The sequence below is a fragment of the Alteromonas sp. WD8-37 genome (genome assembly GCF_055326825.1).
The window spans coordinates 106,166-120,138 of sequence record NZ_JBUZOV010000005.1; the positions used below are offsets into that span (position 1 = coordinate 106,166).

Consider the following 13,973-nt stretch of genomic DNA (forward strand, 5'->3'; position numbering starts at 1 on the left):
CTTTTCTGGTTTAGGGGGCTCAGGCTAGCCCCTGATGCAATCTACTCAGCAGTCTGCGGCTTCGTCCAAAAAGCTATTTTCTGGCAGACATACGCTCGTCACATTCTTCAGATAACGTTCCCGCTCCCCGCTGCTTAGTACTCGCAGCGCGTCTATTACCTACAAAGATAATAAGGTCATTTATGTTGCGTTTTCCCTTCAAGAACACAGTTATTGCATGCTCTCTTGGCTTCATCTTGGTGCCCTCGGCGCTTGCCGATGATATCCAGGTTTACTTTAACGCCCAGGTTAACTCGCCGGCGGTCCAGGCAAATCTTGAAACCAGAATCGTTGATTTGATCAATCAGGCCCAACACACCCTGGATGTGGCAGTGTACGACTTGGATCTGCCAGGCATTGCCAATGCTATGGTCGCTGCTAAACAGCGTGGTGTGGCGGTGCGGGTAATAACTGATAACGACAATGTTGGCGCTGAAAATGCTGAAGCCTACAACATTCTATCTAACGGGGGCGTTCCCTTTATTGACGATACTGCCGACAGCTCAGCGGGCTCGGGGCTACAGCACAACAAGCTAATAGTGGTGGACGGCCGCCATGTACTGGCTGGTAGCACTAATTTTACTCAGTCAGGTATTCATGGCGACCTGGATAGTCAGGGCAACCTGGTTTCTGATGGAAATGACAATCATATTCTCATTATTGATAGTATTGAGCTTGCTACTGAAATAAGTGCACAGATGGACCTGATGTGGGGCGATGGTCCGGGAGGGCAAAGTAACTCGCTGTTCGGTCTGAGCAAACCTGACCATGCCCTTACTACGGTATATACCACCAACGATAATATCCGTATCGATGTTCAGTTTACCCCTCAATCATCGAGCAATTATCAGGGCTCGGGAATTGATACCACTGTAAATTTTGTCAGCGCCGGACTGACGGAAATTGATATCGCGCAGTTTGTTATTTCAGCGCAGGATATTGCTGATGCTGCAGAATTGCCCAACAACAATGGTGCGGTAGTGCGAGGAATTGGTGACAGCAGCTTTTTCTATCGCTATTACAGCGAATTCCAGGACATGCTGGGCAATGTTGTGCTCAAAGATGACGGGACTGAAGAAGTGGATAGTTTTACAGGCGCAGCAAACAATCCTTGGGCACAGCCGGCTGAAATGCGTGTGGCTTCGCATCTTGCAGGTGGTGACAAATGGCATCACAAATACATCCGCGTGGATGACAAGGTGCTGACAGGCTCGCACAATGCCTCTGGGGCCGGCTCGTTTACCAACGATGAGACAATCCTGATTATTCACGATGCGCAAACCGCCGCAGAGTTTAAAGGCCATTTTGACCTGGCTTTCTGTCTGTCTGGCAATGAGCCAAATTGTACCGGCACCACTTACCAGGGCGGTACCTGGGAAGGTGTGACCTTTACCGGTGATGAAGTCGCTGTCGTTTTAGATATTGTTAACGATGCGTCATTGGAGCAATTGGATATTGATGCGGCCATGAACAAACGGGCTGCCGAAAATATTATCAGCGCCCGGCCAATCGACTCTATGGATCAGTTAGAAGCGGTGCCCTATGTAGGAAATGCTGCAATGATTGATCTTCAGGACTATATGCCTACCTGGCAAGCCTTGTAATCACCCTGTCAATGATCGAATCTGATCAGACCGCCTCAACGGAATGAGGCTGGTCATCTAAGATGACTCAACAACAAAAACCCTCCACCAGCAACAACCTTCAAATATAACGTGATGCTCAAGTAAACCAGCTTGTTCTTGCGGCAATTAACTGGACATTTTTCTTTTAAGCGCGTAATGCTAGACAGCGTACAGTTATCTTTCAAAAAACTATTCTACAAGGAAGTAAATAGCATGAAAAAATCACTGCTCTTGCCGGTTACCCTGCTTTTTTCGCTGCCATCTGCTGCCACAGAAGTGGACCGTGTTGAACTAAGCGAGCAAATCAAAACAAAATATCAGCGAATTTCTGATATCTCTAAGCAACTTGGTGTTTCTGAAAAAACTTATCTGTATGCAGAAAAACAATATTTAGATTCCTACAGTGGCGAAGTACCAGAAGGTTTCAAATCAATTCGGGAATATCCGGCCTGGACCAATCCAGAAGCGCATGCAGAAATAGACGTTATTAGAGCCTACAACACCAATAAGGCCGACTTTGCGAATTATTTTGGCTTGCCGGTAGATAAGCTCGAGGCGTTTTTGCGTGACATGCCCAATGCGCATGAACTTGACGCGATGCTGGGCGATACCCCGGCTACAGCGGACAAGGTAAAAAGTCAGAATTTCAATGATACAGATATGATCATCGTATCCTGCACAAATGGTTGCGGATACCCTGAGCCAGATTTACAAACCATCGCTCAAATCGACCAGATAATGCGTGATAAGCAAGACATCAAAGTCTTTGACAAGCTAACTGTTCAGTTTATGGATGGCGCTGAACAGATTGGCAGTCAGGTTTGGACATATCGTGCAGCATTTGCTCCAACAAAATCGTAGGGCTGTGGACGCAACCTGACCAAATCCCTACGTCAGTGCAGGCCGCAATCTCCTTAACATCACTGTGCGGCCTGCAACATGTGGCAAAGGGTTTGCTGAATAGTGCAAAAAATTTTTAAAAAGCCAAAAGCAGCCCTAGCAATTGGCGAATCAAAACCACCGCGGACGCACCCACAACACACCCAGCCACAAATGCGCGTTTAACACAGTGGGCTGAACTGCCTGTACTGAGTGTTTTATCTTTTATAAACAAAATACTATTCCTTCAGACCACGCTTTCGATGCTGGCAAATATCATCGTTTTATCCATAAACCCAGCCTAGTCGCTCTTCCTCTCCAATTCACCTGTACCAAGTCACGGTTTTGTAGCTGGCGGGAAAAAGTTGGTTTTTTGCATTTCGCTCAATTACTGCCAATACTTGAATCACCCTTGCCAGAGAACACGAGCGAGTCGAATTATGAGCGATTGTGAACAACATAAAAATCATCCCCACCAGCATGGCCCTGGCTGTGGGCATACCGCGATAAAACATGATGGTCATGTGGATTATGTGCACGATGGCCACCTGCATCATGTACACGGTGATCATGTGGATGAGCATTCGCTGGACGTCGATGCGACCAATCCGGATAAGTGCACCAACGGGCATCAGTGCAACGGACATGCTGACGACCATGTGCATGGCCCTGGTTGCGGGCATGAGGCAGTGCCTCATGGTGATCATACCGACTACATCGTCGATGGCCACCTGCATCATCCCCACAACGGCCATTGCGATAATCACGGGCCGGTAGAGGTGGTGTCCAAAAATTAACGCAAGCCAGCCACGTCAAGGTTTTGCGCAAAGACCCGCTGTCTGACACGCGGGCCTATTTCATATCTGAGCGAACTCAGCCTGGCCCAAAGTAAAATATCCTGATTGGCATTTAGCCAGTATTTATGTCAACAATACATGCATTCGACCAGCCTTCAACAAACAATTGCGCAGGGCTGGTCATGCTATCCACTGCGGGCGCGCAGCAGCAGAATATAAGGACAGGATATTGAAAAACATCAAACTTGCACTGTGTTTAGGCTCGTTTTTGGCCGCCTCACCAATGGCTTCAGCGCACGATTTTTGGCTGGAGCCGGGTAAATTTCAGTATGACCAGCCAGCTTCGGTTGCACTGCAATTCAAGATTGGCCATCACGATGAGGCCGGGCACTGGAATTTACGCTGGGACAAGCTTGTGGCCTTGCGCAATTACACGGCAAATGGGGTACAGGATTTGGCAGCTGGTGTTATTCCGTATTCAGGGATGCTGCCCGGCGCGGCAAAAACCGGCCTGTTGGACAGTGGCAGCTATGTGATTGGGCTAGAAAGTTATCACAGTGTCAGCGAGTTAGAGGCTGAAAAATTTAATCAGTATCTTGCTGAAGAAGGGCTCAAAGCCATCCAGCAGCATCGGCAGGCCAACAACCTGACTAACACAGCCGGTACCGAGTTGTATTCTCGCAAAGCCAAAACCATTGTTCAGGTTGGCCAGAATCACACCGCGCATGTTACCCAGCCCATTGGCCATACCCTGGAAATTGTGCCAACCACCCATCCTGGCGATGCCAACAGCTCAGAAAAACTCGCTGTTAAGGTCTTATTTAAAGGCGAGCCGCTGCCCGCGGCAATGGTGGATGCCATCATGATGGACGCCGATGCCTCGACAACCCAAACCGCTCATACTGGCGAGGACGGCATGGCTACATTTGCTTTATCCGGCAAGGGGGCTGTAAAACTCACTGTTGTCTGGGGTGTGCCGCTGCAGGGGAACCCGCGAGCGGACTATGAAACCTATTTTGCCAGCCTCACCATGCAGCGGCATTAGGAGAGCCATTACGTTGCTTGTACCCAATCCAATCCACATATCACGCTGAAAATAGTCACAGTGGGAGTATGTCTGAAGTGGGCAAGGAGCGGACAAATAAACGTCACCACTAAATGCGAATGAGCTTGCTCCTGCATCACATTGTTTTAAACATTTTTGATGCAGAGCAACTGATTAACAGAAAACCGGTTGCAGACTCGATACCTGCGATCAGCCTCAAATGACTTTCCGGCTCCATTACGCCAATCCCTAAGGTAGTAATAGTTGTTAGTGAAAAATAAAAGACTTCTACTAGCGTTGCAGGCTTACTGAATTCCCCCAAACCCAAATCAATTGCCAGCAGATAGCTTCCACTGAACAGGGCCGCTACCGAAATCTGACTTAATATTGCAATGACTACGATTGTCTGGGTTTTTGCCCACGATTTTTCAATTCTTTTAATCAATGTCTCTGCTAAAACCGCTAGATTGAAAAGATGAACGCACACTCCGAGTACAACTGTAACCAATGCTATAACAATCGAGATTCCCATACACACCCTTTTGGTTGGTACAAAAATTGAACTTTAGACACACTGTTACGATGATTTAACCCTGTGGGTGTTTATTTGAGTGAATCTTTCATAGATTCATGTACCACGAGTAAGGATTACAAATGAAGTATTCTAAATTTGCAGCAATGATCATTGCGTCGACAATTGCTATGTACATCATGATGTACCTGAATACCTATGAAACTTCTCATATATGGTTCAGCGAAACCCGAGGCTACATGGCATTGTATATGGGCGCCGCTATGGCAGTCATTATGCTGACATTTATGCTGGGAATGTATGCCAATAAAAAACTTAACGCAGCGATATTTCTTGGGGGGCTTGCTGTGTTTGCCGGGTGCCTCTATCTGGTTCGCTCACAAGTTACAATCTCTGATACTGCTTATATGAAAGCGATGATACCTCATCATTCTATAGCCATTCTTACCAGTAAGCGGGCAAATATCGAAGATGTAAGGGTAAGAAAGTTAGCCAATGAAATTATCAAGGCTCAGGAGAAAGAAATCAAAGAAATGGAGTGGTTGATAGAAGATATCAACAAAAATGGAAAAGTAACGTCAAAGGACGAAGCGCAACAGCGCCCCATACCTAACCTTAGCGGCAAGCAATTGAATTAGGAGTTCTGATATGAGTAAAAAAGCAGTTCTTTATAGAATGGTGACTGACGAACATATCTGTCCTTACGGCCTTAGATCAAAGGATTTACTGGAGCGCGAGGGCTACGATGTTGAAGATCACCATTTGACCACCCGCGCGGAAACGGACAAGTTCAAAGATAAGCATGGGGTTGAAACTACACCGCAAACTTTTATTAACAATGAACGGATCGGCGGCTATGACGATTTGCGGGCTTATTTTAATAAAGGTGAGGCCGGGCAAACAGGCACTACCTATACGCCGGTTATAGCTATCTTTGCGGTAGCGGCTTTGCTTAGCTGGGCGGTACAGTTTTATGTATCAGGAGACTACCTGTCTATTCGGTCACTGATGCTGTTTATTGCATTCTCAATGACATTGCTTGCAGTACAAAAGCTTAAGGATTTATATAGCTTTACCAACTCTTTTATCACTTATGATTTGCTTGCAATGCGGTGGGTAAGATACGGCTATATCTATCCATTTGTAGAAGCTTATGCCGGGGTCGGCATGGTGGCTCAACTACCGGCGCTGGCAGTTGCGCCGTTTTCCTTATTTATCGGCACGGTTGGAGCTATTTCGGTATTTAAAGCGGTATACATCGACAAGCGTGAACTTAAATGTGCATGTGTAGGCGGTGACAGTAATGTTCCCCTTGGCTTTGTGTCCCTGTCAGAAAACCTGTTTATGATCGCCGGCGCGCTGATCATGTTGTTTATGTAGAGTTGCAGCGACCCCAGTACAGCCGCCAGTTTTATACCCTGATAAGTGGCGAGGGTTCCTGCAGGTACGCTTACAGCCTGTAGGAGCATCGCCATATTTATTAACCTGGAGGACTGACTATACTGGTAAGAGCAGCGGTAATAGCTAACAGCAAACCGGCAATGATAAGTTCAAATATCAGTGAGATTTGCATAGCCTTGTGACCATCACCTTTCTTAAGCTTGGGAACGAGCCACCATTTGTGACGCGCAGCTACCACCAAAAGCAATATAACCGTGGCCATTTTTCCTAATAGAACAAGTCCATAATTTGCCGTAACAAGTTGATGCCAGCTTTCGATCATTAGAGTGGCCATAAACAGCCCTATCCCTAGCATAGCTGGAACCACATAACTGGCTTGTTTTCCAAATGCTGACATATGTTTACCCGCCTGGGGGCTCGCAAGGTCTACGGTTAACGGGATTAATGCACCGAACCACCACGCCATTCCCGCCACATGAAGGCACAATATGATTTTTGCCACCCAACCCTGGGTAGAAAAATGACCGGCAAGGGTAAAACTGTATACAGCAATGCAAAACACCGCAAACAAGCAACCTCTGAAGGCTTGTCGGCTTAATTTACCTTTAGTCCAACCAAGCAAGCAGAGGAGTGCAAGAGCACAGCTGATAATTCTTGTGCGAGAGACCTCACCGACAGGCGAATCCCACATCAGTTGCAGCATAAAAGGGTCAAACGCACCGGCGAGCCCACTTTCTGAAAAGGAGCCTGTCTTAGCAATGAACCAGCCCACTGAAGCCACAAGCGACAGCCACATTATTGCGGCAAAAAAGTTAACAGACCCTGGAAATTTGTCTCGTTGGCTTAAAAATCGAGTGCCCCAGAACGAATACATCGCAATGCCCACAACGCCCAGGTAAAAGAAAAACTTTGTTATGGAAATTGCGATTTTCCAGAAATAAACATCCACCAGTTATGCTCAGTGCACCATAAAAGAAAAAGAGCCTTTGAGTTTGTGGCCATCTTGAGCCATTGCTATCCATTCCACTGAGTACGAATCCGGCCCTAGATTGGGAAGTTGTTGGGAAAATGTTGCTTGTTTATCCATTGAAGGTGTGAAGCCCGTATCAATCTGACCTGACTGTTCGCCAGTTAATATCACTTTGATTAAGCGTAATGGCTGACTGAATTTGAGTTCCAAAGTTTCTGGGGCACTCATCAACATCGCATTTTTTGCCGGAGTACTGCTTTCCAAACCAGTATTTCCATGAGCAAACACTGGAGAAGCAGTAACTATAGCGAGCATAAATGCTATTACCACAATCGATTTCATATTTTTCTTCCTTTTATTATTAACATAAAGCAATGATCTGCGTCCAAGATACAGATAGACGCATCATTTCACATAACCCTGGCAGGAAAGTTTACTATGAATGCTGCAATACAGCAGTGTTTTACAAAAAGTCATACGTTCTGTACGGCAAGTAAACAGGGCAGGGCGAATGTGCAGATACATGGTCAGGCCACTTTAAGCAGTACTACGCCACCTACAATCAACGCCACGCCACAAAAGCGTAAAAAGTTGGCGGGGTCCTGATAAAACAGTACGCCCACTAAAAAAGTCCCGGCAGCGCCGATACCGGTCCACACGGCATAGGCGGTGCCGATGGGGATCTGGCGCTGGGCCAGGTACAACAATACGCCGCTGGCCACCATAAACACCACAGCAATCACGATGCCTGAAATGCGGGTATCCGGGCTTTGCGCCATTTTCAGGCCCACCGGCCAGCCAATTTCTAAAAAACCCGCCATAATCAATAATACCCAGCTCATAAATGCTCCGCTGTTGTAACCATAACCACAGCATACCGTGGATGGCCCGACGGGCAATAGCCTTACGCGCCAGATAGCGGCACATGCACGACAGGTACAAAAGCGCAGACCAGCGGCGAACTTATTCGAGTGGGTGGCGTATCACTGGGTTATCACAAATTAACAGAGTAGGTTTCATGGCAGGCACACGGTTACCCAAGCGTCAGCTGGGGCATTCAGGATTGCAGGTAAGTGAGGTGGGCTTAGGTTGCTGGCAATTGGGCGGCGATTTTGGCGAGCTCAGCGATGACACTGCTGCGGCCATTCTTAACCGTGCTCTGGATGAAGGAATACGTTTTTTTGATACCGCCGATGTGTATGGCAGTGGCCAGAGTGAGCGCTTTTTGGGCCAGTATACCGCGCATCAACATGATGTGGTGATTGCCACCAAATATGGCCGGGCGCAAAGTGTGTATCCGGATGGCTATTCGTTTAACAGTATGCGCGAATCTGTCTTGCGTTCCCAAGACCGGCTGGAACGCGACCGATTGGATTTGCTGCAGCTACATTGTGTGCCCTCCGACATACTGGCGCAGCGGCACATTTTTGACTGGCTGGAAGAGCTGAAACTGGAAGGACTTATCAGTCATTATGGGGCCAGTGTCGAAACCTTGGATGAAGCGCGCTTGTGCCTGCAACACAGTCAGGTGACCTCACTACAGCTTATCTTTAATCTGTTTCGCCAGGATGCGGTGGATGAATTGTTTGACCAGGCGTCAGAAAACGAGGTGGGGATCATTGCCCGGGTGCCGCTGGCCAGCGGGCTGTTATCCGGCAAATTTTCAGCGGACAGCGAATTTGCTAAAGACGACCACCGCCGCTTTAACCGCGATGGTGAACAATTCAATGTGGGCGAAACCTTCAGTGGCTTGCCATTGGCCAAAGGCGCTGAACTGGCTTCTGCATTAGGCAGCCAGTACAAACCTGACGACATGCTGCTGGCGCAGTTGGCCTTGCGCTGGATATTGGACCATCCGGCGGTATCCTCTGTTATTCCCGGTGCCAGTAAAGCCGATCAAGTGTCGCAAAATGTGCAGGTGGCCAGCCTTGAGCCGCTGGACAAATCACTGCATCAACAGCTGGCTGACTTTTATCAGCAGCAGGTCAAGCCACACATTCGTGGTCAGATATAAAAAAGGAGCCTTCAGGCTCCTTTTTTGTTCGGTAACAGCCGGTCTGTTAATTACAGAGTCAGCAGCACCTTCACATCCGGGGTGACAGCCGCGGCATCCACCACACCAATCAGGTCGGCACTGCCGGCCACTTTACTGACTACCTCTGCAGCACTGTGGCTGGCTGGCGGGCGACCACCACCGGTAAAGGCTAGCTTGGCCCAGTAAGCTTTGTACTGGCTGGGTGAGCGAGACAACGCTTTTTCAACAAACTCATCAGCCGCGCCACCATCACTTAACAACGGGGTTAACGCTTTATTTTTACCCAGATAAATTTGGCTGACATCCTGCTGGCTTAAACTGGCAGCATTAGATTTACTCACAATCACTGCTACATCGGCCAGGGCCGGCATAGCGGTCATAAGCATGGCACCCAGGCCAGCCGCTTTACATAACGAACGAAATGTCATTCGGAAACTCCTTAAAAAACGGTGACCAGGGCAACCTGGAACAGGCCGGCACCACTGCCATCGGCTTGTTCAGACTGGGTATATTCGGCTTTAAATGCAGCTGAATCATGAAAATCCCAGCGCGCGCCTACAGTGTAAAACGGTGTGTCGCGGGTGCGCGATTTCAGCACCTGCTCGGTGGTGGCAATCAGCATATCCAGCGGCATGCTGGCACCACGTGGAATACCGGCTAAATCGACCGCGGTTTCTGTTTTGTTGTGGCCAAAGGTGCCGTGCAGCATGACACTGTCAAAACGCTTACCCACAGATACCATCCAAGGCTCCAGGTCGCCCACAATGGTGTTATCCAGGCTGGCAGGAATATATTCGGCTACAAACAACCAGTCCTGGTTGTCAAAGATCACACCAAATTCCAGGCCTTCCAGATCATCATTTTTGATTTCCAGTTCGTCAGCAATATAACCAAACGGGGTTTGCGACCAGGGCTGGGTTAGCGGACCCAGGCCCAAATCGGCGGTCAGCTCGGCACTTAAGTAGGTTGAGCGGAAGGTCCACCAGCCATAGTTGACGCTGGCTACTGCGCTCATCACTTTATCGACATCAAACTCGACACCATCAGCCCGGGTGGTGTTTTCCTGACCATAGTAAAAACGCAAATTAACCATGGCATCGCCGATAGCAAAATCATGGATGGTGCCAATGCCATCAATGCTGTCAAAGGTTGATTGATATACTTCGGTGGGAGGGGCAATCCAGTGATAGGCGTAGGATACATCCAGATAATCTGAGTACAGATAAATAGGAATACGCTGGCGGCCCACCTGAATACGCCAGCTTGGCTGTACTTCATAAGATAGATAGGCCCAGGTAAATTCAGGGTCCCAGTCATCTACGCCACGGGCGCGAACCTGAGCGGTGGCAGACAAACCATCTTGTAAATCAGAATAGGCCTGCAGGGCAAAAAAGGAGCCGGTTTTGAAATCCAGTTCTGAATCGGTGTAATTGCGTACCTCAGTATTGCTGTCGGTGAGTACCCCACCGGCCAAGGTTCCAAAGCCGCTAAACTGAATGTCGGCTACGCTGTTGAATGACAACGCCAGGCCCATCGAAAGACAGGAAAATGAAGACAATTTCATGGCAAATCCAAGCAATTTAAAATCGACCGCCATGGTAGTCGATATGGCTAATAAAGCCATGATCCATAAGTTGAATATTGATGCTGGTAGTTATAGTAAGGTATGGATTTATATACTCGAAAAAACGGTCAGGCGCACAGTGGCCTGACCGGCTTTTGGTTACACCCGAAACTGGCGGGCGATGCCTTCCAGTTTGGTGGCCAATCCGGCCAGGTCGGTGCTGGCACTGGCCAGTTGCTGGGAGTTTTTACTGGTTTGTTCGCTGCGCTGAAAAATTGATTCCACGCTGCCCACAATATTTCTTGATGTGGTTTGTTGCGATTCGGTGGATTGAGCTATCTGCGCATTCATCTGACTGATTTGGCTAATGGTCTGTGAGATAGAATCTAAGCTCTGGCCAGCACTGTTGGCGGCTTCCACACTGGTGCGGGCCTGCTCATTGCCTTTGTTCATCACGGTCACTGCTGATTGCGCGGCACTTTGCAGCCGTTCGATGGTGTGTTGGATCTCTTCGGTGGATTGCTGAGTACGAGATGCCAGCGTGCGCACCTCATCGGCCACTACTGCAAAGCCGCGACCCTGTTCACCAGCCCGGGCAGCTTCGATCGCGGCATTCAGCGCCAGCAAATTGGTTTGCTCGGCGATGCCTTTGATCACATCCAATACCACACCCACCTGGTTAGAATCATTTTCCAGCTTGGCAATCACCTCGGCAGTTTCATCAACATTACGGGCCAGGCTTTGGATACTCACCACAGTCTGCCCGACTACCTGCTTACCCTGGCTGGCCGCGTCGGTGGCCTGGTTGGCTGCGGTGGACGCTTCAGCGGCATGGCTGGCAATCATCGCCACCGAATTATTCATTTCATCCACTGCACTTTTGGCGCTGGTGGCAGAGGCTTGCTGGTCGGCAATGGCGCGGTTGGTATCGCTGGTCAGGGTGTTAAGATTCTGAGCCAGCGCCGACAAAGGCAGGGTGGTCTCGACAATATCTTTCACCACATTTTGCAGGCGCGCCATAAAGCTGTTGAAGTAGTGCACCAGGTCACCCACTTCATCCTTGGCATCGGTTTGAATGCGCACGGTTAAATCGCCATTTTCTTCGGCAATGTTGCGCAGCGACTGCACCACGCGGTTCAGGTTTCCACGGATCTGCGCCACAATCGGCCAGGCAGTGGCAAACAAAATCACCGTGGTGACCAGCGCCATCACAATGCCCAGATACAGTAAAAACTGCTGGCCATTGTTGTAATCTGCAAAGGCGGCATCAAATGCACTGGCACGGGCTTGCTTAAACTGCTGCAAATGATTGGTAACCGCATCATAGCGGGTATTCATCTGTTCTAACTTGTCATTCAGGGTACTAAAGTCAGCGCTGCCATCGAGCATCGAGGTGGTGATTTGACTGGCCAGTGTGTAATAGGCGCTGAACTCTTTGAGCATGGCGCTGATTTCTGTTGCCAGCTTAGGGTCGGTACTTTGAATTTGCTGCAAGCTTTGACGGGTTACATCCGCTGCAGCATCTGCTTGTTGCAATGCTTCGCTGTCACCGGTGGTGACCGCACTGGCCAGCGTATCGCGCACGCTTTCCATGGCTACCAACGCAGTAGCACTTAATTGCAGCGCCGGAAAGTCCACCTGCTTAGCAGTTTGCAGCTGGCTGGCATTTTGCACCGAAATGGCGCTGTTGATGGTGACAAACAGCAAAAAGCTCACTGTGCCGATAATTGGAATTAAAAAGATCTTCTTGGCAATGGAAAGGTTTAGCAGGAACTTCATGTCACAATCCTTACAACAAACAACAACCCAGCGTTGACTGCTGGATTTTGGCTACGCCGGCCAATAAGGTGCGTACGCTTTGCAGAGTATATTAGCGAGGTTATCGCCTCCAACTCTATGAAACTTTAGGCGTATAGCCAAAAAAACTGCCGCCGCCTGATCATCGGCTACTACCTGGCGTACAAGTAGTCTTAGCCTTCGCAATAGGATCGGAAGCCATGCTTGACCGTCGAGATTTTATCCGCCTGGCCGGCTCAGGCCTTCTGTTAGCTGCCAGCCGCCCGGTGTGGTCACAGGCAGCACCCACCAAAAAACTGGGTGTGGCGCTGCTGGGGCTGGGAAATTACAGCCGCGGCCAGCTGGCGCCCGCTTTACAGCATACCCAGTATTGCGAACTGCGCGGCATCATCACCGGGAGCTCGGAAAAAGTACCGCAGTGGCAGCAAGAGTACGGAATCAAAGATGCCAATGTGTATTCCTATGACACCATGGATAAGATTGCCGATAACGATGATATCGATATCATCTATGTGGTCACCCCCACCGGTACCCACAAAAAGTTTGCAGTGCAGGCAGCCAATGCCGGCAAGCATGTGTGGTGTGAAAAACCCATGGCCATGAATGAGGCCGAATGCCAGGCTATCATCGACGCGTGTGACAAAAATAAGGTCAAGCTGGCGATTGGTTATCGTATGCAGCACGAACCCAATACCCGCACGTTTGCTGAATATCAGCACAGCCAGCCATTTGGGGCGATTACCGGCATCGACAGTTTTGCCGGGTATGCCGGTAGCGGCCGGCCGCAGTCAAACTGGCGCATGCAAAAAGAAATGGGCGGTGGAGCGCTGTATGATATGGGCGTATACGCCATCAATGGTGCGCGCTTTATGACGGGTAAAGAGCCCGTTGCGGTAACCGGCCGCCATGCTAATAGCCATCCTGAGGTGTTTAAAGAAGTCGATGCCACCACTTACTTTACCATGGACTTTGGCAATGGCGTGACAGCGGACTGTGGCACCAGTGTGGTCAAAGGCTTTAACCGACTCAAAGTGCAATGCGAAGAAGGCTGGTACCAGCTTAAACCCATGCAACGCTATACCGGCGTCACCGGCACCACCAGTAAAGGAAAAACCCTGGCACCCATTGCGATGATGCAGCAGACCCTGCAAATGGATAACGATGCCCAGGCTATCTTAGGCAGCGGTCCGGCGCTAGTAACCGGTGCTGAAGGGCTGGCTGACATTCGTATCGTCAATGCAATCTTCGCGGCGGCGCGCACCGGTAACAGGATCCAGCTAGGGGAGTAA

General features: G+C 49.2%; 15 protein-coding genes. 8 read left to right on the forward strand and 7 right to left on the reverse strand.

The genetic code is table 11. The features are described 5' to 3' along the window. The first annotated feature begins 239 nt into the window (after positions 1-239). From ACTUJZ_RS12535 to ACTUJZ_RS12550, 4 genes are all read left to right on the forward strand, one after another. Positions 240-1,643: a phospholipase D-like domain-containing protein gene (locus ACTUJZ_RS12535; RefSeq protein WP_463636667.1), complete on the forward strand. Its 1,404-nt coding sequence runs from the start codon at positions 240-242 to the stop codon at positions 1,641-1,643. Positions 1,644-1,877: 234 nt separating this feature from the next. After that, positions 1,878-2,525: a hypothetical protein gene (locus ACTUJZ_RS12540; RefSeq protein WP_463636668.1), complete on the forward strand. Its 648-nt coding sequence runs from the start codon at positions 1,878-1,880 to the stop codon at positions 2,523-2,525. 458 nt (positions 2,526-2,983) lie between these two features. Further along, positions 2,984-3,340 carry a hypothetical protein gene (locus ACTUJZ_RS12545; protein WP_463636669.1) on the forward strand — a complete coding sequence of 119 codons (357 nt, stop codon included), beginning with the start codon at positions 2,984-2,986 and terminating at the stop codon, positions 3,338-3,340. A 229-nt stretch (positions 3,341-3,569) separates the two neighbouring features. Continuing rightward, positions 3,570-4,385: a DUF4198 domain-containing protein gene (locus tag ACTUJZ_RS12550; protein ID WP_463636670.1), complete on the forward strand. Its 816-nt coding sequence runs from the start codon at positions 3,570-3,572 to the stop codon at positions 4,383-4,385. Positions 4,386-4,521: 136 nt separating this feature from the next. Here ACTUJZ_RS12550 and ACTUJZ_RS12555 read toward each other — a convergent pair whose 3' ends face one another. Further along, positions 4,522-4,917 carry an ion channel gene (locus tag ACTUJZ_RS12555; RefSeq protein WP_463636671.1) on the reverse strand — a complete coding sequence of 132 codons (396 nt, stop codon included), beginning with the start codon at positions 4,915-4,917 and terminating at the stop codon, positions 4,522-4,524. A 122-nt stretch (positions 4,918-5,039) separates the two neighbouring features. On the opposite strand from ACTUJZ_RS12555, the gene ACTUJZ_RS12560 reads away from it, so the two are divergent. Together ACTUJZ_RS12560 and ACTUJZ_RS12565 are read left to right on the forward strand one after the other, a co-directional pair. Next, a complete protein-coding gene (locus ACTUJZ_RS12560; protein ID WP_463636672.1) occupies positions 5,040-5,555 on the forward strand; it encodes a DUF305 domain-containing protein in 516 nt (171 codons plus the stop codon). 10 nt (positions 5,556-5,565) lie between these two features. Next, positions 5,566-6,297: a MauE/DoxX family redox-associated membrane protein gene (locus ACTUJZ_RS12565; protein WP_463636673.1), complete on the forward strand. Its 732-nt coding sequence runs from the start codon at positions 5,566-5,568 to the stop codon at positions 6,295-6,297. 100 nt (positions 6,298-6,397) lie between these two features. Here ACTUJZ_RS12565 and ACTUJZ_RS12570 read toward each other — a convergent pair whose 3' ends face one another. The 3 genes from ACTUJZ_RS12570 to ACTUJZ_RS12580 all read right to left on the reverse strand — a co-directional run bounded on the left by ACTUJZ_RS12570 (position 6,398) and on the right by ACTUJZ_RS12580 (position 8,130). Beyond that, positions 6,398-7,267 carry a copper resistance D family protein gene (locus tag ACTUJZ_RS12570; protein WP_463636674.1) on the reverse strand — a complete coding sequence of 290 codons (870 nt, stop codon included), beginning with the start codon at positions 7,265-7,267 and terminating at the stop codon, positions 6,398-6,400. Between the two features lie 9 nt (positions 7,268-7,276). Further along, positions 7,277-7,630, reverse strand: coding sequence for a copper resistance CopC family protein (locus tag ACTUJZ_RS12575; RefSeq protein WP_463636675.1), 354 nt, complete (start codon positions 7,628-7,630; stop codon positions 7,277-7,279). 185 nt (positions 7,631-7,815) lie between these two features. Beyond that, on the reverse strand, positions 7,816-8,130 hold the full coding sequence (locus ACTUJZ_RS12580) for a DMT family transporter (RefSeq protein ID WP_463636676.1): 315 nt from the start codon (positions 8,128-8,130) through the stop codon (positions 7,816-7,818). 176 nt (positions 8,131-8,306) lie between these two features. Between ACTUJZ_RS12580 and ACTUJZ_RS12585 the strand changes: the two genes are divergently transcribed. Then, positions 8,307-9,302, forward strand: a complete 996-nt coding sequence (locus ACTUJZ_RS12585) for an aldo/keto reductase (protein WP_463636677.1) — start codon at positions 8,307-8,309, stop codon at positions 9,300-9,302. A 50-nt stretch (positions 9,303-9,352) separates the two neighbouring features. Here ACTUJZ_RS12585 and ACTUJZ_RS12590 read toward each other — a convergent pair whose 3' ends face one another. From ACTUJZ_RS12590 to ACTUJZ_RS12600, 3 genes are all read right to left on the reverse strand, one after another. Continuing rightward, positions 9,353-9,751, reverse strand: coding sequence for a phosphate ABC transporter substrate-binding protein (locus tag ACTUJZ_RS12590; protein WP_463636678.1), 399 nt, complete (start codon positions 9,749-9,751; stop codon positions 9,353-9,355). An 11-nt stretch (positions 9,752-9,762) separates the two neighbouring features. Continuing rightward, positions 9,763-10,887 carry a porin gene (locus tag ACTUJZ_RS12595; RefSeq protein ID WP_463636679.1) on the reverse strand — a complete coding sequence of 375 codons (1,125 nt, stop codon included), beginning with the start codon at positions 10,885-10,887 and terminating at the stop codon, positions 9,763-9,765. Between the two features lie 159 nt (positions 10,888-11,046). Next, on the reverse strand, positions 11,047-12,666 hold the full coding sequence (locus ACTUJZ_RS12600) for a methyl-accepting chemotaxis protein (RefSeq protein ID WP_463636680.1): 1,620 nt from the start codon (positions 12,664-12,666) through the stop codon (positions 11,047-11,049). Between the two features lie 218 nt (positions 12,667-12,884). On the opposite strand from ACTUJZ_RS12600, the gene ACTUJZ_RS12605 reads away from it, so the two are divergent. Then, positions 12,885-13,973 carry a Gfo/Idh/MocA family protein gene (locus ACTUJZ_RS12605; RefSeq protein ID WP_463636681.1) on the forward strand — a complete coding sequence of 363 codons (1,089 nt, stop codon included), beginning with the start codon at positions 12,885-12,887 and terminating at the stop codon, positions 13,971-13,973.

Bases quoted from the DNA above. Each gene is read 5' to 3' on its own strand.
- ACTUJZ_RS12545 (WP_463636669.1), top strand. From the start codon at position 2,984: ATGAGCGATTGTGAACAACATAAAAATCATCCCCACCAGCATGGCCCT.
- ACTUJZ_RS12605 (WP_463636681.1), top strand. From the start codon at position 12,885: ATGCTTGACCGTCGAGATTTTATCCGCCTGGCCGGCTCAGGCCTTCTG.
- ACTUJZ_RS12575 (WP_463636675.1), bottom strand. From the start codon at position 7,630: ATGAAATCGATTGTGGTAATAGCATTTATGCTCGCTATAGTTACTGCT.
- ACTUJZ_RS12580 (WP_463636676.1), bottom strand. From the start codon at position 8,130: ATGAGCTGGGTATTATTGATTATGGCGGGTTTTTTAGAAATTGGCTGG.
- ACTUJZ_RS12595 (WP_463636679.1), bottom strand. From the start codon at position 10,887: ATGAAATTGTCTTCATTTTCCTGTCTTTCGATGGGCCTGGCGTTGTCA.
- ACTUJZ_RS12555 (WP_463636671.1), bottom strand. From the start codon at position 4,917: ATGGGAATCTCGATTGTTATAGCATTGGTTACAGTTGTACTCGGAGTG.
- ACTUJZ_RS12585 (WP_463636677.1), top strand. From the start codon at position 8,307: ATGGCAGGCACACGGTTACCCAAGCGTCAGCTGGGGCATTCAGGATTG.
- ACTUJZ_RS12590 (WP_463636678.1), bottom strand. From the start codon at position 9,751: ATGACATTTCGTTCGTTATGTAAAGCGGCTGGCCTGGGTGCCATGCTT.
- ACTUJZ_RS12560 (WP_463636672.1), top strand. From the start codon at position 5,040: ATGAAGTATTCTAAATTTGCAGCAATGATCATTGCGTCGACAATTGCT.
- ACTUJZ_RS12600 (WP_463636680.1), bottom strand. From the start codon at position 12,666: ATGAAGTTCCTGCTAAACCTTTCCATTGCCAAGAAGATCTTTTTAATT.
- ACTUJZ_RS12540 (WP_463636668.1), top strand. From the start codon at position 1,878: ATGAAAAAATCACTGCTCTTGCCGGTTACCCTGCTTTTTTCGCTGCCA.
- ACTUJZ_RS12565 (WP_463636673.1), top strand. From the start codon at position 5,566: ATGAGTAAAAAAGCAGTTCTTTATAGAATGGTGACTGACGAACATATC.